The sequence below is a fragment of the Streptomyces yamdrokensis genome (assembly GCF_053890455.1).
The window spans coordinates 4,281,347-4,305,331 of record NZ_CM132679.1; the positions used below are offsets into that span (position 1 = coordinate 4,281,347).

Genomic DNA, 23,985 nt, shown 5'->3' on the forward strand with positions numbered 1-23,985 from the left:
GGCATGGCACGATCGGCTCGTGAGTACGAGTACGTCCAGCACCGTCGAACGCGCCTTTCGGGCCACCCTGTACGCCACCACCGACGACGCCCTCGACACCGGCGCGTCCCTGCTCGCCGCCGATCCGGCGGCGGACGCCGAACTCGCCCGACGGGGCGAGGAGTTCGTGGCGAACGCCTGGCGGCGCGGCTGGCAGCCCGCCGACGTCGTACGCGTCGTCCGGCGCGAACTGGACGACGTGCACCTGAGGCTCGTCACGGCGCTGATCCGTGCGCAGGCGCCGCACGACCGGCCCCGGGGCCCTCGCTGGACCGCCCAGCTCGACGCGCTCGACGCCCCCGGTGGAACCGGCGCCACTCCCGCGCCCTCGCGCCCGCCCCGCACCGACCGCTTCTCGCACGCCACGGCCGTACTGGAGCTGTACCGGCTGCTGCTGCGCCTGCCCACGCTCGAGTCCCTCGACGAGGCGGCGGCCGGGAGTGCCGGGACGGCCGGCGGGGCGGGCCCCGGGGAGGGCGACCGGCGTCCGGAGTCCCGCACGCTCGGCCGCATCCGCGCGCTGCTCGCCAAGGCGGAGGCGACCGGCTTCCCGGAGGAGGCGGAGGCACTCACCGCCAAGGCGCAGGAACTGATGGCGCGGCACAGCGTCGACGAGGCCCTGCTCGCGGTGCGGGCGCACGCGGCGACGGCGCCGGGCGCGTGCCGGATCGGGGTGGATGCGCCGTACGAGCAGACCAAGGCCGTCCTGCTCGACGCGATCGCCGACGCGAACCGCTGCCGGGCCGTGTGGAACGAATCCCTCGGCTTCTCCACCGTGGTCGGATTCGACGCCGACCTGGAAGCGGTCGAACTCCTCTACACCTCACTGCTCGTGCAGGCCGGTACGGCCATGACGAAGGCGGAGGCGGCCCAGAAGGCGGGCGGACGCAAACGGACCAAGACCTTCCGTCAGTCGTTCCTCGCGGCCTACGCCCACCGCGTGGGAGCGCGTCTGGCGGCTGCCGCCGAAGGCCGGACGAGTGGGCTGAGCGACGACCTGCTCCCGGTGCTCGCCTCCCGCGACGTCGCGGTCACCGAGCGGCTGGACCGCCTGTTCCCGGAGACGACGACCACCAGGCTGCGCGGGGTGAGCGACGCGGCGGGGTGGGAGGAGGGCGCGCGGGCGGCGGAGGACGCCCAGGTCGAAGCCCGCCGACGACTCGGCTGAAACCGGAGCCCGGAGCCCGGAGCCCGGTGCCCGGAGCCGGAGCCCGCACTCCGCGGCCGATATGGCCCGTGTGGCCGGTCCGGAGCCCGCGCGGGCTCCGGGCTGCCCGGCCCCGCGCGGTGGGTCACGGACTGTCCGCCTCCGCGCGGGGCGAGGCCACGGATTGCCGGGCCCCGCGCGGGTTGCGGGTCGTCGTCCTGTCCGGAGGCCGGAGGCCGGAGGCCCGCCCGCCCGCCGGTCAGTCGCCCGTCCGCTGGAAGGCGCTCAGGGACGCGTCGGCCGCGGCCTCGGCCGGTTCCCTGACCGCCACCGGGCCGTAGGTCCAGGGGAAGTCCCGGGTGGCGGACTCGCCGGGGAGGCCGATCCGCAGGGACGTGGCGTCCAGGCTCTCGCCCGCGCCCTCCGGGCCGCGTACGTAGGTGATCGTGAAGGAGGCCGCTTCGTCCTCCGCCAGGGTCAGTTCCTGCGCCGTGGCGCCCTCGGCCGGGGTCAGCGCGACGGGCTCGCCCCCGACCACCAGGCTCGCCTCGGGGAAGCCGTCCAGGACGCAGGCGGCGCCCTGGTTGACGAGGCTCACAGGCACCTCGCCGGTGTCACCGGCGGCCGGGGCCTCGCTCGCGGGACCGGCCTCGAGGCTCACCGTCGCGCTCGAACAGGCCCCGCTCTCCTGCTTCGCGTCGTTCTCGTCCTTCGCCCCGTCACCACCGCCCTCGCCGCCGCAGGCGGTCAGCAGGAGGAGGGCGGTGGCAGCGGTGACGGCGATCGGCATGGCGCGCATGAGGATTCCCCCGGGTTCGTGGAGCGGCCCCCAGATCATCACACCCCGGGAGGCCCTCCCGGCGCACCCGGGGGGGGGGGGGGGGGGGGGGGGGGGGGGGGGCGGGGTCCTCGCGGCAGGCGCTACGACCCGATCCCAGCGGTCGGAAGACCCGACGGCCCTCGGCCGCCCTCGGCCTTCGTGTACGTCTCGGTGCCGAGGGAGCCCTCCCAGGTGACCTTCAGGGTGGACCCGCTCACCGAGTCGACCGTGCCGTCCGCCCGGTCCTCGTCGCCGTCCGGGCAGCCGAGGCTGATCGTCGTTGCGATTCCGGCACCCCCCTCCGCCGTGCCACTGCACACGGTGCCTCCCGTGGCGAAGAGGGCGGCCTGCTCGCCGGTGAACATCAGGGCCACGGCCTTGCCGTCGGCCGTGGTGAGCCAGCTGCCCTCCAGCTCACCCGCCGGGGTGCCGCTCGCGTCCGAACCGTCCGTCCCGTCCGCGCCTCCGGTGCCGCCGTCGGGATCGCCGGCGGCCGGGGCGGACGGCGTCGCGGTGGGCGTGGGGGAGCCGTCACCGGAGTCGCTGTCGCTGCTGCACCCGGTGAGGGCGAGCGCGCCGGCCAGCCCCACGGCCGCGACCGCGAGCCGAACGCGCCGACGGGACACGGTGCGCCAGGAGCGCGACGCCGCCGGGCCCGCCCCCGGGTCCGCACCCGAAACCGCCCCCGGGTCCGCCGGCGTCCCCGTGCCGCCCTGATCCACCGATGCCACCGCTGGCCCCCTGCCTGTAGCCGGCCCCGTCGGCCGGAACGACCGCAGCCAGCTAACAGGACGTGCCCGGCACCCCACCAGTCCCGGTGACCCACCTCGCACCGCACCGTCACCGCGCGGTGACGGAGGAGGGAGACCGCTTGCAGGGCTGGAAAGAGACCGCTTGCGGGACTGAGTGAGCCGCGTGCGGACAGACGGAGACAACGAGGAACATGAGGGCTCCGACGAGGGAACACGAGGGCCCGCGTAAGCGTCTCCACTCACGCGGGGTCCGGCAGGCCGGCCCACAGGGCTGTAACGGAGGGAACACCCCGCGTGCACGTGCATCTGCCCATGCATTTGCACTTGAACAAAGCTATGATCCGGGTCAGTTGACCAATGCATCAATGGCAACACCGGCCAGTGCACAACGGGGAGCGACCTGTGGACCACGACGTGTACGAGGGCGATGTGTACGACGGTGACGCGCATGGCGGCGCCGGCGCGTCCCGCGTGTACAACGGAATGGCGGCCACCGGGCTGGACGGCGTGGCCTGGCAGAAGAGCCGGCACAGCAACTCGCAGGGTTCCTGCGTGGAGTTCGCCCGGCTGCCGGGCGGCGAGGTGGCGGTGCGCAACTCCCGCTTCCCCGAGGGGCCCGCGCTCGTCTACACCAGGGCGGAGATCGAGGCGATGCTCCTCGGCGTCAAGGACGGCGAGTTCGACCACCTGGTCGTCGGCTGACCCGATCGCGCCCCACGCGTGCGGCGCGTCCGAACGCGCCTGGAGATGCCGCCGCGCCCGTGGTGCCCGCCTCGCCCGCCGCTCCCTCGCCCGGCGGCCGCCACATCCCGCGTGACGCGCGTAGAACACGACGTCCCAAGGTGTCGCGTTCTCGTCGATCCCGTCATTCGCCGCCCGGAGGCGGCAGCAGGAACAGTGCCCAGACCACCTTGCCGCGTCGGCCGCGCATCGGCTGCCAGCCCCAGCCGTCGCTGAACGACTCGACCAGGAGCAACCCGCGACCCGACTCCGCGGAGAAGTCGTCCGCCTCGCGGGTGACGGGGCTGCCGTGGCTCGGGTCGCGCACCGCGCACACCAGCCGCCCGGTCCACCGCATCAGGTGCAGCCGCACCAGAGCCTCCTGCTCCGCCGGCCGCGGCGCGCCGACCGGCAGGCCGTGCCGCAGGGCGTTGGTGACCAGTTCGGAGACGACCAGGCACACGTCGTCGAAGCGGTCGCCCGCGTCCCACTGGTCACAGGTCTTCCGGGTGAACTGCCGTGCCTCGCGCACCGCTTCGTAGCGGGCGGGGAGGGAGCAGGAGGCGGCGTCGGACACGGCCGCGGGGTCCAGTGGCGGAAGGCCCTGCCGTAACGGCTGGAGCATGGTCGATCCATTCGTCCCCATGCGAGGCACTCCCGGGATTCGCGGTCGTAGCGATACGGCGGTGGTGCGGAGACCATGGTTTCGGATGCGTACGGCAGATGCAAGGGCAGATGCACGTGCAGCTGACCGAAATAGGACCTCCCGTACCGCTTGTTGGTCAATTTTTCCGCCATATTCACGTCCCTCCTGTCACTTCCGTGGCTTGCTCTCTACTTCTCCCTGCTCGAAACCCCGACCCTGATTCCATTTCCGTAACCGGGCGAGTACTGCTCGGAGTGTTTTAGTGGCAGACTTCGGCCCCTGACAGACGTTGGGGAGGCTGGCGAACGTGAGCGCGGGAGAGCCGGGATCGGTGGTGCGGCGCATGCTGCTCGGATCACAACTCAGGCGACTGCGTGAGGCTCGGGGGATCACGCGTGAGGCGGCGGGTTATTCGATCCGCGCCTCGGAATCGAAGATCAGCCGGATGGAGTTGGGCCGGGTGAGCTTCAAGACCAGGGACGTCGAGGACCTGCTGACGCTGTACGGCATCGCGGACGAGCAGGAGCGCACCTCGCTGCTCTCCCTGGCCAGAGAGGCCAATGTCGCGGGCTGGTGGCACAGCTACTCGGACGTGCTGCCCAGCTGGTTCCCCACCTATGTGGGTCTCGAGGGCGCCGCCGCACTCATCAGGGCGTACGAAGTGCAGTTCGTGCACGGCCTGTTGCAGACCGAGGAGTACGCGCGTGCGGTGGTCCGGCGCGGCATGGCGGGCGCGAGCGGGGCCGACGTCGAACGGCGGGTGGCGCTGCGCCTGGAGCGGCAGAAGTACCTGGTCTCCGAGAGCGCGCCGGAGTTCCACGTCGTGCTCGACGAGGCCGCGCTGCACCGGCCGTACGGCGACCGCGAGGTGATGCGGGGGCAGCTCCAGCATCTGATCGAGGTCTCCGAGCGGCCCAATATCCGACTGCAGGTCATGCCGTTCGGATTCGGCGGCCACTCCGGTGAGTCCGGCGCGTTCACCATCCTCAGCTTCCCCGAGTCCGACCTGTCGGACGTCGTGTACATGGAGCAGCTGACGAGCGCGCTGTACCTCGACAAGGCCGAGGACGTGGCCCAGTACGAGAAGGCGCTCAAGGAGCTCCAGCAGGACAGTCCGGGGCCTTCGGAGAGCCGGGACCTTCTGCGGGGTCTCCTCCAACTCTCCTGAAACATCAGTACGATGACGCTCAATCAGGCCGCGCGGACCGGACGGACACCAGCCCGTGCGGCCGGACCGTGAGGCCGACGCGGGGTGGGCCCGCCTCGGCGGCGAGGGATTGAGGGGTTGAGGGATCACATGTCGTCGTACTTCACCGACCTGGCCCAGCAGTACATCGACGGCGAGTGGCGTCCGGGCACCGGCTCCTGGGACATCATCGACTTCAACCCGTACGACGACGAGAAACTGGCGTCGATCACGACAGCCACCGTCGACGAGGTCGACGAGGCCTACCGGGCGGCGGCCCGCGCGCAGAAGCAGTGGGCGGCGACCAACCCGTACGCCCGCCGCGCGGTGCTCGAGAAGGCGCTCGCGCTGGTCGAGGAGCGCGAGGAGGAGATCACCGAGGCGATCATCGCCGAACTCGGCGGTACGCGCCTGAAGGCCGCCTTCGAGCTCCACCTCGCCAAGGAGTTCCTCCGCGAGTCGGTGCACCTGGCGCTGCGCCCCGAGGGCCGGATCATCCCCTCACCGGTGGACGGCAAGGAGAACCGCGTCTACCGCGTGCCCGTCGGTGTCGTCGGTGTGATCAGCCCGTTCAACTTCCCGTTCCTGCTGTCGCTGAAGTCGGTCGCCCCGGCGCTCGCGCTCGGCAACGGCGTGGTGCTCAAGCCGCACCAGAACACCCCGATCGTCGGCGGGGCACTGATCGCGAAGATCTTCGAGGACGCGGGTCTGCCGGGCGGTCTGCTGAACGTCGTCATCACGGACATCGCGGAGATCGGCGACGCCTTCCTCGAGCACCCGGTCCCGAAGGTCATCTCCTTCACCGGCTCCGACGCGGTCGGCCGTCACGTGGCAACCGTCTGCGCGCGCCTCTTCAAGCGCTCGGTCCTCGAACTCGGCGGCAACAGCGCGCTGGTGGTCCTCGACGACGCCGACATCGACTACGCGGTCGACGCGGCCGTGTTCAGCCGGTACGTCCACCAGGGCCAGGTCTGCATGGCCGCCAACCGCGTACTGGTGGACCGCTCGGTGGCCGACGAGTTCACCGGGAAGTTCGTCAGCAAGGTCAAGTCCCTCAAGGCCGGCGACCCGCGCGACCCCGGGACGGTCATCGGCCCGGTGATCAACTCCCAGCAGGCGGACTCGCTGGCCGGTGTCGTCGAGCAGGCGCTCGCCGAGGGCGCGACAGCCCTGGTGCGCGGCGCCCGGACCGACAACCTGGTCGAGCCGTCCGTGCTCACCGGCCTCCCCGCCGACTCCGCCCTGCTGAGGCAGGAGGTCTTCGGACCGGTCGCCTTCCTCGTCCCGTTCGACGGCGAGGAGGAGGCCGTACGCCTCGTCAACGACACCCCGTACGGCCTGAGCGGCGCCGTGCACACCGGGGACATCGAGCGCGGGGTGAACTTCGCCAAGCAGATCGACACCGGCATGTTCCACGTGAACGACGGCACCGTGCACGACGAGCCGATCGTCCCCTTCGGCGGCGAGAAGAGCTCCGGCAGCGGCCGGTTGAACGGCGAGGCGATGCTGGACGCCTTCACCACGGTCAAGTGGATCTCGGTGCAGCACGGCCGCAGCGGGTTCCCCTTCTGACCCGCCCCTTCCGGCTCGCTCCTCGTCCTCCCGGGCCCTTGCGGACAGCACCTGACCGCAAGGGCCCGTAGCGTCGTCGGTGCCAGGAAAACCGGGGCGAAAGCCCTCACCGACGAAAGGCGGCCGTCATGGTCACTCACGTTCCCGCGGAGGCCCGGGGCGACGAGCGCGGGGCGCTGCTGGCGTTCATCGAGGAGCAGCGCGGGGGCATCCGCCGGTCGTTGCTCGGCCTCACCGACGAGCAGGCCGCGTCGCGGCCCAGCGCCAGTGAGCTGTCCCTGGCCGGATTGCTCAAGCACGTCGCCGAGATCGAGCAGGGCTGGATCGCCCGCGCCAAGGGCGAGCCGCCGGCCGTCCACCGGGACGAGTCGAACTGGCACGAGTGCTTCCAACTGGTCGGCGACGAAACCGTGGAGTCCTTCCTCGCGTACTACGAGAGGGTGGCCGCCGAGACGGAGTCGTTCATCCGCGCGGTGCCCGGCCTCGACGACACCTTCCTGATGGCGAGGACGTCCTGGAACCCGAAGGACGAGTGGCTCTCGATGCGCTGGCTGTGTCTCCACCTGATCCGCGAGACCGCCCGGCACGCCGGCCACGCCGACATCATCCGCGAGTCCCTGGACGGCGCCACCGCGTTCGAGCTGGTCGCGAAGGAGCAGGGCAGCTCCTGGGAGTGACCGTCCGCGGCCTACGCTGGAGCCCATGTCAGCGATCCGTCTCCTCGTGCTCGGCGCGGTGCGCCAGCACGGGCGGGCCCACGGCTACCAGGTGCGCAACGACCTGGAGTACTGGGGCGCGCACGAGTGGTCCAACGCCAAGCCCGGCTCGATCTACCACGCCCTGAAGCAGATGGCGAAGCAGGGGCTGCTGCACGCGCACGAGACCGCGCCCTCGACGGCCGGCGGCCCGCCGCGCACCGAGTACGAGATCACCGCGGCGGGGAACGAGGAGTACTTCACGCTGCTGCGCGAGGCCCTCGTCGCCTACGACCAGAAGACGGACGTGAAGTCGGCGGCCATCGGCTTCGTCGTCGACCTGCCGAGGCAGGAGGCGACGGCGCTGCTGAAGGAGCGGATCCGGCGCATCGAGGAGTGGCGGGCCACGGTCACCGAGCACTACGTGCCCGAGGGCGGCCCCGAACCGCTGGGCCACATCGGCGAGATCATGAACCTGTGGGTGCACACGGCCGACGCCGAGGCCCAGTGGGCCAGGGGCCTGGTCGGACGGATCGAGGGCGGTTCCTACACCTTCGCCGGGGAGGGCGAGCCGTTCGTCGGCATCCTGGCCGAGGACCAGGAGAACCCGTACGCGACGGGGGAGCGCCACCCGGGGGACAGCCGCTGAGGCGTCCGCGCACTGATCACCGGTCGACCCCCACACATTAATCAAGTTTGACCAATGGCCTTCCCCGGCCTACCGTGAAGCATGTAGTCAATTTTGACTAGAGAGGGGGTCCTCCCCATGACCGACGCGGTGATCACCGTCGAGGACGCACGGAAGACGTACGGCGCGGCGAGAGGCGGCGGGAGCGGCCGGCCCGCGCTGGACGGGCTCGACCTCACGGTCGCGCGCGGCACGGTGCACGCGGTGCTCGGCCCGAACGGCGCGGGCAAGACCACCCTGGTCCGTGTCCTGGCCACCCTGCTGCGGCCCGACGCGGGCCGGATCGAGGTCGCGGGCCACGACGTGGTGCGCGAGGCGTACGCCGTGCGGCTGCGCATCGGCCTCCTGGGCCAGCACGCGGCGCTCGACGAGGAACTCGGCGGCCGGCAGAACCTCGAACTGTTCGGCCGGCTGCACCACCTGGGGACGCGACGGGCACGCGCGCGTGCCGACGAACTCCTGGCGCGCTTCGGCCTCGCCGACACCGGGCGCAAGGCGGTACGGCAGTACAGCGGGGGCATGCGCCGCCGCCTGGACCTGGCCGCCTCCCTGATCACCGAGCCGGAGGTGCTCTTCCTGGACGAACCGACCACCGGCCTCGACCCCCGCGGCCGCGCGGAGGTGTGGGCCTCGGTCCGCTCCCTGGTCGGCGGCGGTACGACCGTCCTGCTCACCACCCAGTACCTGGAGGAGGCCGACCAGCTCGCCGACCGCGTCTGTGTCGTGGACGCCGGCCGGGTCATCGCCGACGGCACGGCGGACGAACTCAAGGCGGCCACCGGCGGCGACCGCATCGACGTCGTCCTGCGCGACGCCGGGCAGCTGGGCGCGGCCGTCGCCCTGCTGCCCGTACCGAAGGACGAGATCACCGTGGACACCGACCGCAGGCTGCTCAGCGCCCCGGTCACCGACCGCATGGCGGCCCTGGCCGGGGCCGTGCGCGCACTGGAGGAGGCGGGCATCCGGGCCGAGGACATCGCCCTGCGCAGACCCACGCTCGACGAGGTGTTCCTGCGGCTCACCGGACCCGACGACGACCGGGCCGACCGGGCCGACCGGGCCGAGGAGGCCGCATGACCACCCACGCGCCGCCCACGCACGCGACGGCCGCCCGTACCCGGGCCGGCCACGCACGGACCGTCCACGCCCTGGCCGACTCCTGGACCATGACCCGCCGTGAACTATCCCGCTGGCGGCGGCAGCCGGTCGCGGTGGTGGTCGGCCTGGTCTTCCCGGTGATGCTGCTGCTGATGTTCGGCTACCTGGTCGGTGGCGGACGGGGTGTGAGCGGCGACTACCTCGACTACCTGGTCCCCGGCATGCTCGCGCTCACCATGGCCTTCGGCCTGGAAGGCACGATGGTCGCCGTCACCCAGGACCTCGACAAGGGTGTCATCGACCGCTTCCGCTCGATGCCCATGGCCGACGGCGCTGTCCTGGTGGGCCGTTCCGCCGCCGACATGCTCCAGTCGGCGCTCGGCCTCGCGGTGCTCCTGGCCGTGGCCGCCGCGCTCGGCTGGCGCGGCGACGGCGGCCCGGCCGGCTTCCTGGGCGCCGTCGGCCTGCTCCTGCTGTTCCGCTTCGCCATGCTGTGGATCGGCATCCATCTGGCGCTGGTGGCGGGGAGGCCCGAACTGGTCCAGGCCGTGCAGATCCTGGTCTGGCCGGTCGGCTTCCTGTCCAACGCCTTCGCCGCGCCCGAGTCCATGCCGGACTGGCTCGGCACGGTCGTCCAGTGGAACCCGCTCTCGCAGACGGCCACGGCCGTGCGCGACCTCTTCGGCAGCCCCGGCGGGGAGCCGGGGCACGTGTGGGCCGCCGTCGCCTGGCCCCTGGCGCTGCTCGCGGTGTTCTTCCCGCTGGCGGTACGCAGGTTCGCGCGGCTGAGCCGCTAGGGCCCGTGGCACGCTCAGTGGTGGAAGCCGGTGGCCGCGTTCCTGTCGCGGGTGAGGGGCCGCGGCTGCCGGCGCAGCTCCGGGAGGAGCCGGGCCAGGTCCTCGGCGAACAGGTCGGCGAGGTCCTCGGAAAAGCCGTTGCGGCACACCACCCGCAGCACCGACAGGTCCTGACGGTTCGCGGGGAAGGTGTACGCGGGCACCAGCCAGCCGTTCTCCCGCATCCGCCGGGACACGTCGAAGACGTCGAACGCCGTCACCCCGGGCGCGGTCGTGAACGCGAACACCGGCAGCTCCTCGCCCCGGGTCAGCAGCCGGAAGTCGTCGCTCTCCCCGATCCGGCCGGCGAGCCCGCGCGCCACGTCCCGCGCGGCCTGCTGCACCGCGCGGTAGCCGTCGCGGCCCAGCCGCAGGAACGTGTAGTACTGCGCCACCACCTGGGCGCCCGGACGGGAGAAGTTCAGGGCGAACGTCGGCATGTCGCCGCCCAGGTAGTTCACCCGGAAGACCAGTTCCTCGGGCAGGGCGCCCGCGTCCCGCCAGAGCGCCCAGCCGACGCCCGGGTAGACCAGCCCGTACTTGTGCCCCGACGTGTTGATCGACGTCACGCGCGGGAGGCGGAAGTCCCACACCAGGTCCTCGTCGAGGAAGGGCGCGACCATCGCGCCGGACGCCCCGTCGACGTGCACCGGGACGTCGAGACCGGTGCGTTCCTGGAGTTCGTCCAGTGCCGCGCACAGGTCCGCGACCGGCTCGTAGGACCCGTCGAAGGTGGATCCCATGACGCCGACGACGCCGATGGTGTTCCCGTCGCACATCGCGGCGGCGGCCCGCGCGTCGAGATGGAACCGGTCGCCCTCCATGGGCACCTGACGTGCCTCCACCTCCCAGAAGGTGCAGAACTTCTCCCAGCAGACCTGGACGTTGACACCCATGACGAGGTTCGGCCGGGCGTCCTTCGACGGGTACCGGTCGCCGTTGCGCCGCGCCCAGCGGCGCTTGAGCGCCATCCCGGCGAGCATGCACGCCTCGCTCGACCCGGTCGTCGAGCAGCCCACGGCCGCCGACGGGTCGGGCGCGTGCCACAGGTCCGCGAGCATCGACACGCAGCGCCGCTCCAGCTCGGCGGTGCGCGGGTACTCGTCCTTGTCGATCATGTTCTTGTCCCGGCACTCCGCCATCAGCAGGCCGGCCTCGGGCTCCATCCAGGTGGTGACGAAGGTGGCCAGGTTCAGCCGTGCGTTGCCGTCCAGCATCAGCTCGTCGTGCACCAGCTGGTACGCCGTCGCGGGCGCCATCGGAGCGTCGGGCATCCGGTGTTTGGGCGGTGCCTCGGTCATGTCCCCGAGAGGGTTGGCCGGACCCAGGAAGGGGTTGACGGACAGGGGGCGCTCATCGCGCCGGGGAGCATCGTGGAGCGGCATGGATGCCTCCGGGGGCATGGGGGGATTCGTGCGGGGGTTCGTGCGGGCGGGGGCACGGGAGGAGAGGAAGGGAGCACGAAGTACCTGCCCCCCCCCATGACCGGCGCGGGGACGTCGGACGGCCGGCAGGTCGCGTGCCCGGGTCGCCGGGTCGCCGGGTCGCCGGTCGTCGGGGCGGCGGAGGGTCCCCGCTGCGCGCTGTCCTGGACCACGCGCACACGATAGACGGACCAAGGGTATGAAACCGCATGAAACGGTCGGTGTGGGCGTCCGGTGTGAACGGCCGGGGAAACCGGCTTGCACCTCACGTGGCGTGAGGACCCAGGGTGGAGTGCGTACCGAGAACGAAGAGGGAGCGGAAGTGAGTCACTCCGTGGGACAGGTGGCCGGATTCGCCGGGGTCACGGTGCGCACCCTGCACCACTACGACGACATCGGCCTGCTCGCTCCGAGCGAGCGCAGCCGCGCGGGTCACCGGCGTTACACCGACGCCGACCTCGACCGGCTGCAGCAGATCCTGTTCTACCGGGAACTCGGCTTCCCGCTCGACGAGGTCGCCGCCCTGCTCGACGACCCGGAGGCGGATCCGCGCGCGCATCTGCGCCGGCAGCACGACCTGCTGACCGCCCGGATCGAGAGGCTGCAGAAGATGGCGGCGGCCGTGGAGCACGCCATGGAGGCACGCACGATGGGAATCAGCCTGACGCCCGAGGAACGGTTCGAGGTGTTCGGGGACCACGACCCCGACCAGTACGAGGACGAGGTCCGGGAGCGCTGGGGCGACACCGACGCCTACCGGCAGTCCCGGCAGCGGACCGCGTCCTACACCAAGGACGACTGGAAACGCGTCACCGAGGAGTTCGACTCCCTCCACCTGCGCATGGCCGATCTGATGTCCGCCGGCACTCCGGCCGACTCCGGGGAGGCCATGGACACGGCGGAGGAACACCGGCTCTTCATCACCCGCGCGTACTACGACTGCGGGCATGAGATGCACACCTGCCTGGGCGAGATGTACGTCGCCGACCCGCGCTTCACGCGGACGTACGAGGACATCCGCCCCGGCCTGGCGGTCTACCTGCGCGACGCGATCGTCGCCAACGCGGCCCGGCACAGCGGCTGAGCCCGCGCCGCGCGGTCACTCGCGTACGAGGAAGGACCACCGCGGTGCCGTACGCGCGCACCTCGGTGCCCACGTCCGCCGCGTCCGTGATGTCGAAACGGAACGCCGGCACCCCGTTGGCGCCCCGCGCGCGGGCCTGCTCGATCAGCCGCTCCATGGCCTGGTTGCGGGTCTCCACGAGCGTCCTGGTCAGTCCTTTGAGCTCCCCGCCGACCATCGACTTCAGACCGGCGCCGATCCGGCTGCCGAGGTGGCGGGACCGCACGGTCAGCCCGAAGACCTCTCCGACCACTTCCTGCACCCGGTACCCCGGGACGTCGTTCGTCGTGACCACCAGGACGTCGGGCCCGGGGCCCTGTCCACCGCCGTACTCCTCGATGCCCACGGCCCCCAGCTTCGCCGGGGAGGGGGCACGGTGCAATCCTGGGTACGCCCCGTGGAACCCGGGCCGGGACGGCTGCGTTGATAGCTTTGGCACCCAGCCCCCGTCCGCCCCCCTCAACCAGCAGGAGCCACAGCCCCGTGACCACCCTTGCGCTCGGCCCCGAGTGGCTGAGCCCGGACTACCTGATCGAGACCTTCAGCCTTCCCGGCATCCTGCTGATCGTCTTCGCCGAGTCCGGATTCTTCGCGTTCCTGCCCGGCGACTCCCTGCTGTTCACGGCGGGCCTCTTCGTGGCCGAGGGCAGCTACATCACCCAGCCGCTGTGGCTGGTCTGCACGCTGATCGTGATCGCCGCCGTCCTGGGCGACCAAGTCGGCTACACGATCGGAAAGTTCTTCGGCCCGAGGATCTTCAGCCGTCCCGACTCCAAGCTCTTCAAACAGGAGAACCTGGAGGCGGCCCACGACTTCATGGAGAAGTACGGCCCCAAGGCGATCGTGCTGGCCCGCTTCGTGCCGATCGTGCGCACCTTCGCCCCCATCACGGCGGGCGCGGGCCGGATGAAGTACCGCACGTTCCTCACGTACAACGTCATCGGCGGCGTGGCCTGGGGCATGGGTATCACGACCGCCGGTTACTGGCTCGGCCAGATCGAGTTCATCAAGACCAACCTCGGGGCGATCCTCATCCTGATCGTCTTCCTCTCGGTGGTCCCGATCATCATCGAGTTCCTGCGGGAGCGCGCCAAGAAGAAGCGCGACGCCGTCGAGAACCCGGACACCGGGCAGCAGGACGAGTACGACGCGTACGTCAGCCGGCAGGCCTCCGAGTACGCCCGGCAGCCGGTCATGGACGACGCCACGACCCAGCTCCGCCGCATCACCCCGGACGGACCGCAGCAGCAGCGGCAGCAGGCCCCGCAGCCCCAGCCGCCCCAGCAGCCCTATGGCAACCAGGGCTACCCGCACCAGCAGCCCCAGCAGCCCTACGGTGGCGACCAGGGCGGATACGACCAGTACTACGGCGGGCAGCAGCAGTATCCCCAGGGCCAGGGCCAGGGCGGGGCGCAGGGGCGGCCCCAGGCGCCGGGGCCGGGTCAGGGCCAGGACTACAACCAGCAGCAGCCCTACAACCGCGGTTACTGAACCGCCGTTCCGAACCCGGACCGAACACGTCCCCGGGGTGCGCGACCGCTCGCGCACCCCGGGGATTCGTGTACCGGGCGACCCGGCGCTCCGGGGTCAGAAACCGCGGGTCCGCTTCGCCGCCCTGCGCTTCTCGGCGGAGCCGACCCGCAGGAACAGCCGGGAGATCTCCGAACCGAGGTTCACCCCGATCGCGATGGCCATGGCGAGCGCCACCGCCTTCGAGAGGTACAGCAGACCCGCGTCCACCTCGCTCTGGGCGATCGCCAGCAGACCGAAGTACGTGGCGGAACCGGGCAGCAGGGGCCCGATCGCCGCCGTGATGTACGGCAGCGCCGAGGCGAACCGGTACCGGGACAGCAACTGCCCGAACAGTCCCACGAGCCCCGCCGCCGCGGCCGTGGAGGCCACCGGTGAGATGCCGCCCGCGTAGTGCATCGCGCCGTACACCACCCAGGCGACACCGCCGTTGAGGGTGACCAGCAGCACCGTGGACCGCTCCTGCTGGAGCAGCACCGCGAAGGCCAGCGACAGCCCGAGCGACGCGGCGATCTGCAGCAGCGGCTGGTCGGGCAGGACGAGTGCGGCGTCGGGGTTCAGCTTGGCGCCCAGCTGCACGCCGAAGTAGAGCACCACCAGCACGCCCGTCACGATGCCCACGAAGAAGTACAGGACCTCCAGGAGTCGCGCGGAGGCGGTGATGTAGAAGCCCGTCAGACCGTCCTGCACGCCCGCCACCAGCGCCCGCCCCGGCAGCAGGGCGAACAGCCCACCGGTGATCACCGCGGAGGCCCTCACATCCACGTGCGCCAGCGTCAGCGCGATGCCCATCGCGGCCGGCGGCATCGCGGCCACCGTGAACTGGTAGAACTCCGGCAGTCCCCGGTCGGCGCACTTCCAGGCCAGCCGGTCGCCGAGCATCGCGCCCACCGCCGCGGCCACGAACACCAGGAGACCACCGCCGACCAGCACCGAGGCCGAGCCCGCCAGCAGCCCGCTGGCCGCGTTCAGCACCCAGGTGGGGTAGGGGTGCCGGTTGCGGCGGATCTCCGCGAGCCGCCGGTAGGACTCCTCCAGGGAGATGTGCGTCTCGTCGTCGCTGAGGTCGTCCACCAGCTGGTACACGGCCGCCAGGCGGGTGTAGTCGGTGCCCCGGCGGCGCACCGTGCGCGACGCGGTCACCGGGTCCTCCACCAGCGACGGCTGATGGGAGATCGACAGCAGGGTGAAGGTGACGGTCGGCTCGCAGCGGTCCAGGCCGTAGGAGCGGCAGACGGCGAACATCGCCCCCTCCACGTCCTCCGCGCCCTCGCCGCCCGCCAGCAGCAGTTCCCCGATACGCAGCGTCAGGTCGAGCACGCGCGGCACGGCGGGGCCGGTGTCGTCGTCGTGCCGGTGCACCTGCTCCAGCACCGGCCGCTCGGTCACCGGCATGCGCAGCATGGTGCGCATCCGGTCCTGCCAGGGCACGTCCCGGTGCAGGGAGACGGACGGGATCCCGTGGGGCGGGGTGAACGCCGGCGGAGCCTGCTTGGCCTGGTACGTGCTCGGCAGGTTGAACGCCGACCCCTCCGCCTCGGCGGGCGGGTGGGGAGCCGTGTCCAGGCCCTCGGGCAGGGCGAACTCCGACGTCGTCTCCGACTCCGTGGGAACCCGCTGGGCCCTCGTGGGGGCCAGTCCTTCCGGAACGGCGAACTCCGACGTCGTCGACGACTCCGTGTCCACCGGAGCCGCCAGTCCGACCCGAGAGCCGAAGGCGCTCCTCGCCTCGTCCGACCGGCGTTTGCGGTCCTCCACGTCCGTCACCTGCGCTGCGCTCCCTGTACGACATGTCCTTGTTGCCTTCACCCCCGTGGGGCCCGGTCGGCGGGCCCCACGGGTCAGTATGCGCACGGGCAGGGAAAAGGGCCGCACGCATATGCGTGCGGCCCTTTTCGCGTCTCGTGCTCAGGAGGCTCAGTGGCCGCCCGTCTCCTTGAAACGCTTGTAGGACCGCTCGATCTCGATCTCGGCGTCCGTCCGGCCGACCCAGTTGGCGCCCTCCACCGACTTGCCCGGCTCCAGGTCCTTGTAGACCTCGAAGAAGTGCTGGATCTCCAGACGGTCGAACTCCGACACGTGGTGGATGTCCCGCAGGTGCTCCACGCGCGGGTCCGTCGACGGGACGCACAGCAGCTTGTCGTCGCCGCCGGCCTCGTCCGTCATCCGGAACATGCCGATCGCGCGGCAGCGGATCAGACAGCCCGGGAACGTCGGCTCGTCGAGAATGACCAGCGCGTCCAGCGGGTCGCCGTCCTCGCCGAGGGTGTTCTCGACGAATCCGTAGTCGGTCGGGTAGGCGGTCGAGGTGAAGAGTCGACGGTCCAAACGGATCCGACCCGTCTCGTGGTCCACCTCGTACTTGTTCCGCGAACCCTTCGGGATCTCGATCGTGACGTCGAACTCCACCGGTGGCTCCTCCATGATCAGCACATAGTTCTGGTGGTTAAGTGTCCCTCACGCAGGTGTGTGATCGCGAAAGGGGCTGGTGGTCGTGCCGGAGCTGAGACCTTGGCGGGCCGCGAGACCGCGTGTGGCGCGGTTCACGGACGCCGTACGCCCCCGTCTGGCACGGACCGCGGCGGCTGTTCGGCCGCGTCTGGCGCGGTTGCGGCCGAGCCGTCCCGCGGGTGGCGCCACGGCCGCCGGGCCACGGATCACGCGGTCGGCGGCCCGGCCGGGAGCCTGGCGGTTCACCGTGGTCGCGGCCACCGCCGGAACGGTGCTGGCCGCAGGCGCGGTGACCGCCGCCGGTCCCTGGGACTCCACCGGCCAGCGTACGGCCGAGCAGGACCGGGCCGTGGCCCTGGAGGCCACGCGTGGCACAGATCACGGCGGCACCCGCGGCAACGCCGGTACGCCGCCCCGCGGCCCCCGTACGGCCCCCAGCGCCCCCTCCGTGCTCACCGGACTCGGCGGCGGCGCCACCACCGTCAAGTCGGCGCCCGGCGGCAAGGCCCTCACGGGCACCCTCGCCCCGCTGCTGAGGATCCCGGCGCTCGGCGACCGCTCCGCCTCCGTGGTCGACGTGTCCACCGGCCGGAGCCTGTATGCCGACGGCCCCGCCGACGCGCTCACCCCGGCCTCCACCACGAAGATCGCCACTGCCGCCGCCGTCCTCACCGCGCTCGGCCCCGACCACCGCCTGACCACCCGCGCCACCTACGAACCCGACACGAAAGAGGTCATCCTCGTCGGCGGCGGCGACCCCACCCTCACCGCCCGGAAGAAGGACACCACCGGCTCGGCGAGCCTGCGCCACCTCGCCGCACGCACCGCCGCCGCCCTCGCCGAACGCGGCGTACGCGAGGTCACCCTGTCCTACGACACCACCCTCTACCCGGGCGGCGAACGGCACCCGATCGGCGTCAACCCCAACATCGCCCTCATCACTCCCCTGATGGCCGACGAGGCCCGCACCGACGACTCCGTCAGCGGCCCCGCGGACCGCGTCCCGGACCCCGCGGCAGACGCCGGGCGGAAGTTCGGCGCGTTGCTGAAGGAACACGGCATCAAGGCCACGCCCCCCGGCCCGTCGAAGTCCACGGCCCGCGCCGGCACCCTCGCCACGGTCTCCTCGCCCCCGCTCGCCACCCTGGTCGAACGGATGCTCACCAACAGCGACAACGACCTCGCCGAAGCCCTCGCCCGCCAGACCGCGATCGCCGCCGGCCGGCGCGCCGACTTCGCGGGCGCCGCCGCCGCCGTCCGCACCCAGCTGCAGAAGCTCGGCGTCCCCCTGAAGGGCACCGCGCTCAAGGACGCCAGCGGCCTCGACCGCAGGAACCGGCTCACCACCGGCCTGCTCACCGCGCTCCTCGTGAAGTCCGGCGACCCCGCCCGCCCCGAACTGCGCCCCGTCCTCACCGGCCTGCCCGTCGCCGGCTTCACCGGCACCCTCACCGGCCGCTACGCCGACGGCGCGGCCGGCGTCGTACGGGCCAAGACGGGCACCCTCACCGGCGTCAACGCCCTGGCGGGAACCGTCGTCGACCGGGAGGGCAGGCTGCTCGCCTTCGCCTTCCTCGCGAGCGGCACCACCGACCCGGCGGCCGCCCAGGCCGCTCTCGACAAGGCAGCCACCGCCCTGGCGGCGTGCGGCTGCCGATGACGTGCCGGGCGCCGTGGGGGCGCCCGGCACCGGCTCTCCCGCCGCCCTGCCCCGCGCCGCGCTCCTCACGTACCGTTGCAGCATGACGAGTTTCGGTGGTGCTGCCTCTTCCGGGATGGTCGACTGGGATCTCGCGGTCGCGACCGCGACCCGGCTCATGCGGCCGGGGCCCGACGTGAGCCGTGACGAGGCCAGGGCCGTCGTCACCGAACTGCGGAGGCACGCGAAGGCCTCCGAGGCGCACGTCCGCGGCTTCACCCGGCTGGGCACCGACGAGACGCACGACACCCCCGTCCTCGTCGTCGACCGCCCCGGCTGGGTCCGGGCCAACGTCGCGGGCTTCCGCGAACTGCTGGCGCCGCTCCTCGACAAGATGCAGGACCGGCGCGGTACCTCACCCGGCGGGGTCCTCCTCGGCACCGTCGGCGGCAAGGTCACCGGCGTCGAGGTCGGCATGCTGCTGTCCTTCCTGGCCTCCCGCGTCCTCGGCCAGTACGAGACCTTCGCCCCCGCCGCCCGCGACCTCCCGGCCGGCGACCCGTCCGGCGCGCCGGGCGGCGGCGGCAGGCTGCTGCTCGTCGCCCCCAACATCGTCCACGTGGAACGCGAACTCGACGTGGACCCGCACGACTTCCGGCTGTGGGTCTGCCTGCACGAGGAGACGCACCGGACCCAGTTCTCCGCCGTGCCCTGGCTGCGCGACCACATGCGGGGCGAGATCCAGTCGTTCCTGGCGGAGACCGACGTCGACCCCATGACCGTCCTGGAGCGCGTCCGCCAGGCCGTCCAGTCCTTCACCGGCGGCCGGCCCGAGGGCGAGGAGGGCGAGAACGACGCGGACGGGGCCGACGGACGCTCTCTCGTGGAGCTCGTGCAGACTCCCGCCCAGCGGGAGATCCTCGGCCGGCTCACGGCCGTGATGTCCCTGCTGGAGGGACACGCCGACTTCGTGATGGACGGGGTCGGGCCCGAGGCCGTGCCGAGCGTCGCCGAGATCCGCGAGAAGTTCCAGCAGCGCCGTGCGAAGGGCGCCTCCCGCCTGGACCTGGCCCTGCGCAAACTGCTCGGCCTGGACGCCAAGCTCCGTCAGTACCGCGACGGCGAACGCTTCGTCCGCGCGGTGGTCGAGGAGGTCGGCATGGACGGCTTCAACCGGGTGTGGACCTCGCCCAACACCCTCCCCACCAAGGCGGAGATCGCCAAGCCCGCGGAGTGGGTCACCCGCGTTCACCGCAAACCCGAGGCGTGAAGGGTCTGGACACGCGTCGCGGCGTGCGCCGCTCGTGCATCCGGGCGACCGGCGTGCGCCGCGCGGGGAACGGGGCGGAACGACGCCCGGGAACGGGACTGCGGGGGACGGCGTGAGGAGAATCCGGTGTACGGCAGTCGGACGGGTCCTCAATCACCCGTCCGAGGGACCGTGAGCGAAGAGTAGGCGTGCAATGCTCGGGGAACGCCCCGGTTCTGTCACCATCTACACACTCTGAGTGACCGATCCCGGGCTCACCCCCCGAAAACTTCATGAAGGGAACCGGACATGGGTCCCCATCCTGCGGTCGCGGCGATACGTCTGGCGGTCCGCCGCGTACTCCACGACATCCTCGACGAACACAACCGAAACTCCGGCGAACGCAACCGGACCCCCGCCGATCCCGCCGACCCCGGCCGCACCCCCGATGCCCCGCGCGAGTGTGAACCGTCCCCGCTCGTACTCGTGGCCTGCTCCGGCGGTGCCGACTCCATGGCGCTCGCCTCCGCCCTCGCCTTCGAAGCCCCCCGTCTCGGCGTGCGCGCCGGCGGCGTCACCGTCGACCACGGCCTCCAGGCCGGCTCCGACCTGCGCGCCGCCGAAGTGACCCTGCGCCTGCGCGGCCTCGGCCTCGGCCCCGTCGAGTCCGTCGCCGTCACCGTCGGCCGCGAGGGCGGACCCGAGGCCGCCGCCCGCGACGCCCGCTACGCCGCCCTCGACGACGCCGCCGAGCGGCACGGGGCAGCCGCCGTCCTGCTCGGCCACACCCGCGACGACCAGGCCGAGACCGTCCTGCTGGGACTCGCCCGAGGCTCCGGTATCCGCTCCCTGTCCGGAATGGCCGCGGTCTCGGGGGCCGCCGGCCGCTACCGAAGGCCCTTCCTCCGGATCGACCGGCAGACCGCCCGCAAGGCCTGCATGGCCCAGTCCCTCCCCGTCTGGGACGACCCGCACAACACCGATCCCGCCTACACCCGCTCCCGGCTCCGCCACGAAGGCCTGCCCGCCCTGGAGAAGGCCCTCGGCAAAGGCGTCGTCGAGGCACTCGCCCGGACGGCCCGGCTCTCCCGCGACGACGCCGACGCCCTCGACGCCTGGGCCGGCCGCGCCGAGGCCGGCGTCCGCGACGCCGACGGCCGTCTGGAGTGCGCCGGACTCCACGCACTCCCGCCCGCGGTGCGCCGTCGTGTACTGCGCCGCGCGGCCATCGACGCGGGGGCTCCGGCCGGTTCCCTGTTCGCCCGGCACATCGAGGAGGTCGACCGGCTGATCACCGGCTGGCGCGGCCAGGGGGCCATCAATCTCCCCGGCCGGGTCGTGGCCCGTCGCCAGAGTGGCAGACTGGTGATTCGGCAAGGCTGAAAAACGTACCCTCGGCAGAGCCGCGGACGGTACGGGACAGCCGGTGGGACGACCGAAAGTGATGCGGGTGGACGCGAAAGACATGGGTGCCGACCTCGAGAAGGTGCTCATCACCAAGGAAGAGATCGACGCCAAGCTGGCTGAGCTGGCCGCGAAGATCGACGCGGAGTACGCGGACAGGGAACTGCTGATCGTCGGCGTCCTCAAGGGCGCGGTGATGGTCATGGCCGACCTCGCCCGGGCGCTGTCCACCCCCCTCACGATGGACTGGATGGCCGTATCCTCGTACGGGGCGGGCACCCAGTCCTCCGGTGTGGTGCGGATCCTCAAGGACCTCGACACCGACATCAAGGGCAAGCACGTCCTGATCGTCGAGGACATCATCGACTCCGGCCTGACCCTGTCGTGGCTGATCTCCAACCTCGGCTCGCGCGAGCCCGCCTCCCTCAAGGTGTGCACGCTGCTGCGCAAGCCCGAGGCCGCGAAGGTCAACATCGACGTGGAATGGGTCGGATTCGACATTCCCAACGAGTTCGTCGTCGGCTACGGCCTCGACTACGCCGAGAAGTACCGCAACCTCCCCTTCGTCGGTACGCTCGCGCCCCATGTCTACGGCGGTTGAGACACCGGGGCAGGGGCGCCGTATGTGATCGGGAACCCCGGCGGCCTCCGCGCCGTTGGAGCATGCGTGGACGCGTTTGCCAGTAGTCCCACGCAGCTTCGGGGGGCAATGCTGGGGTACCGTCCGAAGAACAGTCTTTATCAAACTCACTATGGCAGGAGGGACGGGGCGGCACCGCTCCGTATGGATGGACGTGAAGCGATACTTCCGTGGGCCGGTCATGTGGATCGTGCTGGCCGTCCTCGCCGTGGTCGTGTTGATGCAGGTCGTCGGCTCGTCCGGCGGCTACAAGACGGTGGACACCGGCGAGGTCGTCCAGGCGATCAACGAGAACAAAGTCGAGTCGGCCAAACTGACCACCGGCGACGAGCAGATCATCAAGGTCCAGCTCAAGGACGGCGAAGAGGTCAAGGACAGCTCGAAGATCCAGGCGAGCTACATCGGTGACCAGGGCGTCACCATCGCCAACACGCTGCAGGACAAGTTCCAGAACGAGCAGATCCCGGACGGCTACACAGTCTCGCCGTCCAAGCAGAACGCGTTCGTGAGCATTCTGCTGTCGCTGCTCCCCTTCGTCCTCATCGTGGTCGTCTTCCTGTTCCTGATGAACCAGATGCAGGGCGGCGGCTCCCGCGTCATGCAATTCGGCAAGTCCAAGGCGAAGCTCATCACCAAGGACACGCCGAAGACGACGTTCTCCGACGTCGCCGGATCGAACGAGGCGGTCGAGGAACTCCACGAGATCAAGGAGTTCCTGCAGGAGCCGGCCAAGTTCCAGGCCGTCGGGGCCAAGATCCCCAAGGGTGTGCTGCTGTACGGCCCGCCCGGTACCGGCAAGACCCTGCTCGCGCGCGCCGTCGCGGGCGAGGCCGGCGTCCCCTTCTACTCGATCTCCGGTTCCGACTTCGTCGAGATGTTCGTCGGTGTCGGTGCCTCCCGGGTCCGTGACCTCTTCGAGCAGGCCAAGGCCAACGCTCCGGCGATCGTCTTCGTCGACGAGATCGACGCGGTCGGCCGCCATCGCGGCGCCGGCCTCGGCGGCGGTCACGACGAGCGCGAGCAGACCCTGAACCAGCTCCTCGTCGAGATGGACGGCTTCGACGTGAAGGGCGGCGTGATCCTCATCGCCGCCACGAACCGGCCCGACATCCTCGACCCGGCTCTGCTGCGTCCCGGCCGGTTCGACCGGCAGATCGCGGTCGACCGCCCGGACATGCAGGGCAGGCTGGAGATCCTCAAGGTCCACCAGAAGGGCAAGCCGGTCGCTCCGGACGTCGACCTGTCGGCCGTCGCCCGCCGCACACCCGGCATGACGGGTGCAGACCTGGCCAACGTGCTGAACGAGGCCGCGCTCCTGACCGCGCGCAGCGATCAGAAGCTGATCGACAACCACATGCTGGACGAGGCGATCGACCGAGTGGTCGCGGGCCCGCAGAAGCGGAGCCGGATCATGTCGGACAAGGAGAAGAAGATCACCGCGTACCACGAGGGCGGACACGCCCTGGTCGCGGCGGCCTCACCGAACTCCGACCCCGTCCACAAGATCACGATCCTGTCGAGAGGCCGAGCGCTCGGCTACACGATGGTGCTGCCGGACGAGGACAAGTACTCCACCACGCGCAACGAGATGCTGGACCAGCTGGCCTACATGCTGGGCGGCCGCGCGGCCGAGGAGCTCGTCTTCCACGACCCGACCACCGGTGCGGCCAACGACATCGAGAAGGCCACCGGCCTGGCCCGCGCGATGGTCACGCAGTACGGCATGACCGAGCGGCTCGGCGCGATCAAGTTCGGTGGCGACAACACCGAGCCGTTCCTCGGACGTGAGATGGCTCACCAGCGCGACTACTCGGAGGAGATCGCCGCGCTGGTCGACGAAGAGGTCAAGAAGCTCATCGAGACCGCGCACAACGAGGCGTGGGAGATCCTGGTCGAGAACCGCGACGTGCTCGACAACCTGGTCCTCGCACTCCTCGAGCGCGAGACGCTGGGCAAGGAGGAGATCGCCGAGGTCTTCGCCTCGATCGTCAAGCGTCCGCCCCGGCCCGCCTGGACCGGATCCTCCCGCCGTACGCCGTCCACCCGCCCGCCGGTGCTCTCCCCCAAGGAGCTCGCGCTGACGAACGGGGCGAACGGCGCGACGCCGGCCATCTCCACCGCGAAGAGCACCGCCGCGGAGCCCGCCCCGGCGCCCGAGCCGATCCCGGAGGACCGCCCCGAGAGCTGACCGGCTCTCCCGGCGGCCCACCGGGCCCGGAATGGATGCCGCGCCCCCCTGGTTCTAGCCTGGGGGGCGCGGATTTTTGTGTATCCGCAGTTGAGAGCGTGTGCGTCGGGTCCGACACACGCGCAGGCACAGGAACGA

The 23,985-nt window shown here is 71.4% G+C and carries 21 protein-coding genes and 1 pseudogene; 15 read left to right on the top strand and 7 right to left on the bottom strand.

All coding sequences use genetic code 11. The annotated features are described in order from the left end of the window. Positions 1–19: 19 nt before the first annotated feature. The gene (locus ACWZEH_RS19035; RefSeq protein WP_456192368.1) at positions 20–1,207 is read left to right on the top strand and encodes a DUF2786 domain-containing protein; all 1,188 of its coding nucleotides are present in this window, start codon (positions 20–22) and stop codon (positions 1,205–1,207) included. Positions 1,208–1,445: 238 nt separating this feature from the next. Here the strand turns inward: ACWZEH_RS19035 and ACWZEH_RS19040 are convergent, their stop codons facing one another. Then, entirely contained in the window at positions 1,446–1,985 is a 540-nt protein-coding gene (locus ACWZEH_RS19040) for a DUF4232 domain-containing protein (RefSeq protein WP_456192369.1), read from the bottom strand. A 122-nt stretch (positions 1,986–2,107) separates the two neighbouring features. Further along, positions 2,108–2,737, bottom strand: coding sequence for a hypothetical protein (locus ACWZEH_RS19045; protein ID WP_456192370.1), 630 nt, complete (start codon positions 2,735–2,737; stop codon positions 2,108–2,110). Positions 2,738–3,160: 423 nt separating this feature from the next. Between ACWZEH_RS19045 and ACWZEH_RS19050 the strand changes: the two genes are divergently transcribed. Continuing rightward, positions 3,161–3,460: a DUF397 domain-containing protein gene (locus tag ACWZEH_RS19050; protein ID WP_456192371.1), complete on the top strand. Its 300-nt coding sequence runs from the start codon at positions 3,161–3,163 to the stop codon at positions 3,458–3,460. 163 nt (positions 3,461–3,623) lie between these two features. Here the strand turns inward: ACWZEH_RS19050 and ACWZEH_RS19055 are convergent, their stop codons facing one another. Then, positions 3,624–4,103 carry an ATP-binding protein gene (locus tag ACWZEH_RS19055; RefSeq protein WP_456192372.1) on the bottom strand — a complete coding sequence of 160 codons (480 nt, stop codon included), beginning with the start codon at positions 4,101–4,103 and terminating at the stop codon, positions 3,624–3,626. Between the two features lie 364 nt (positions 4,104–4,467). Here ACWZEH_RS19055 and ACWZEH_RS19060 point away from each other — a divergent pair, with 364 nt between their 5' ends. The 6 genes from ACWZEH_RS19060 to ACWZEH_RS19085 all read left to right on the top strand — a co-directional run bounded on the left by ACWZEH_RS19060 (position 4,468) and on the right by ACWZEH_RS19085 (position 10,160). After that, positions 4,468–5,292 (top strand): helix-turn-helix domain-containing protein, encoded by an 825-nt coding sequence (locus ACWZEH_RS19060; RefSeq protein WP_456199689.1) that lies wholly within the window; start codon positions 4,468–4,470, stop codon positions 5,290–5,292. Positions 5,293–5,421: 129 nt separating this feature from the next. Then, positions 5,422–6,882, top strand: a complete 1,461-nt coding sequence (locus ACWZEH_RS19065) for an aldehyde dehydrogenase family protein (protein ID WP_456199690.1) — start codon at positions 5,422–5,424, stop codon at positions 6,880–6,882. Positions 6,883–7,010: 128 nt separating this feature from the next. Next, on the top strand, positions 7,011–7,559 hold the full coding sequence (locus ACWZEH_RS19070) for a DinB family protein (protein WP_456192373.1): 549 nt from the start codon (positions 7,011–7,013) through the stop codon (positions 7,557–7,559). Positions 7,560–7,584: 25 nt separating this feature from the next. Beyond that, positions 7,585–8,226 (top strand): PadR family transcriptional regulator, encoded by a 642-nt coding sequence (locus tag ACWZEH_RS19075; protein WP_456192374.1) that lies wholly within the window; start codon positions 7,585–7,587, stop codon positions 8,224–8,226. Between the two features lie 117 nt (positions 8,227–8,343). Continuing rightward, positions 8,344–9,342 carry an ATP-binding cassette domain-containing protein gene (locus ACWZEH_RS19080; protein ID WP_456192375.1) on the top strand — a complete coding sequence of 333 codons (999 nt, stop codon included), beginning with the start codon at positions 8,344–8,346 and terminating at the stop codon, positions 9,340–9,342. Continuing rightward, positions 9,339–10,160: an ABC transporter permease gene (locus ACWZEH_RS19085; protein ID WP_456192376.1), complete on the top strand. Its 822-nt coding sequence runs from the start codon at positions 9,339–9,341 to the stop codon at positions 10,158–10,160. The genes ACWZEH_RS19080 and ACWZEH_RS19085 overlap by 4 nt, the downstream gene beginning before the upstream one ends. A 14-nt stretch (positions 10,161–10,174) precedes the next feature. On the opposite strand, the gene gad is transcribed toward ACWZEH_RS19085, so the two are convergent. Further along, positions 10,175–11,584, bottom strand: coding sequence for a glutamate decarboxylase (gad, locus tag ACWZEH_RS19090; RefSeq protein ID WP_456192377.1), 1,410 nt, complete (start codon positions 11,582–11,584; stop codon positions 10,175–10,177). Positions 11,585–11,945: 361 nt separating this feature from the next. Here gad and ACWZEH_RS19095 point away from each other — a divergent pair, with 361 nt between their 5' ends. After that, positions 11,946–12,707: a MerR family transcriptional regulator gene (locus ACWZEH_RS19095; RefSeq protein ID WP_456192378.1), complete on the top strand. Its 762-nt coding sequence runs from the start codon at positions 11,946–11,948 to the stop codon at positions 12,705–12,707. Between the two features lie 25 nt (positions 12,708–12,732). Here the strand turns inward: ACWZEH_RS19095 and ACWZEH_RS19100 are convergent. Then, positions 12,733–13,092, bottom strand: a pseudogene (locus ACWZEH_RS19100) (YbjQ family protein); the annotation flags it as partial. Positions 13,093–13,229: 137 nt separating this feature from the next. Between ACWZEH_RS19100 and ACWZEH_RS19105 the strand changes: the two are divergent. Continuing rightward, positions 13,230–14,237: a DedA family protein gene (locus ACWZEH_RS19105; RefSeq protein WP_456192379.1), complete on the top strand. Its 1,008-nt coding sequence runs from the start codon at positions 13,230–13,232 to the stop codon at positions 14,235–14,237. Between the two features lie 96 nt (positions 14,238–14,333). Here ACWZEH_RS19105 and ACWZEH_RS19110 read toward each other — a convergent pair whose 3' ends face one another. Together ACWZEH_RS19110 and ACWZEH_RS19115 are read right to left on the bottom strand one after the other, a co-directional pair. Beyond that, positions 14,334–16,043 (bottom strand): threonine/serine exporter family protein, encoded by a 1,710-nt coding sequence (locus ACWZEH_RS19110; protein ID WP_456192380.1) that lies wholly within the window; start codon positions 16,041–16,043, stop codon positions 14,334–14,336. Positions 16,044–16,193: 150 nt separating this feature from the next. Beyond that, positions 16,194–16,685 carry an inorganic diphosphatase gene (locus ACWZEH_RS19115; protein WP_042174359.1) on the bottom strand — a complete coding sequence of 164 codons (492 nt, stop codon included), beginning with the start codon at positions 16,683–16,685 and terminating at the stop codon, positions 16,194–16,196. A gap of 79 nt (positions 16,686–16,764) precedes the next feature. On the opposite strand from ACWZEH_RS19115, the gene dacB reads away from it, so the two are divergent. The 5 genes from dacB (at position 16,765) to ftsH (ending at position 23,847) form a co-directional block, all read left to right on the top strand. Then, on the top strand, positions 16,765–18,387 hold the full coding sequence (gene dacB, locus ACWZEH_RS19120; protein ID WP_456192381.1) for a D-alanyl-D-alanine carboxypeptidase/D-alanyl-D-alanine endopeptidase: 1,623 nt from the start codon (positions 16,765–16,767) through the stop codon (positions 18,385–18,387). 82 nt (positions 18,388–18,469) lie between these two features. Further along, positions 18,470–19,636, top strand: coding sequence for a zinc-dependent metalloprotease (locus ACWZEH_RS19125; protein ID WP_456192382.1), 1,167 nt, complete (start codon positions 18,470–18,472; stop codon positions 19,634–19,636). A 288-nt stretch (positions 19,637–19,924) separates the two neighbouring features. After that, the gene (tilS, locus tag ACWZEH_RS19130; RefSeq protein WP_456192383.1) at positions 19,925–20,998 is read left to right on the top strand and encodes a tRNA lysidine(34) synthetase TilS; all 1,074 of its coding nucleotides are present in this window, start codon (positions 19,925–19,927) and stop codon (positions 20,996–20,998) included. Positions 20,999–21,059: 61 nt separating this feature from the next. Further along, a complete protein-coding gene (gene hpt, locus ACWZEH_RS19135; protein WP_456199691.1) occupies positions 21,060–21,620 on the top strand; it encodes a hypoxanthine phosphoribosyltransferase in 561 nt (186 codons plus the stop codon). 187 nt (positions 21,621–21,807) lie between these two features. Further along, positions 21,808–23,847, top strand: coding sequence for an ATP-dependent zinc metalloprotease FtsH (gene ftsH, locus ACWZEH_RS19140; protein WP_456192384.1), 2,040 nt, complete (start codon positions 21,808–21,810; stop codon positions 23,845–23,847). Positions 23,848–23,985: the final 138 nt, after the last annotated feature.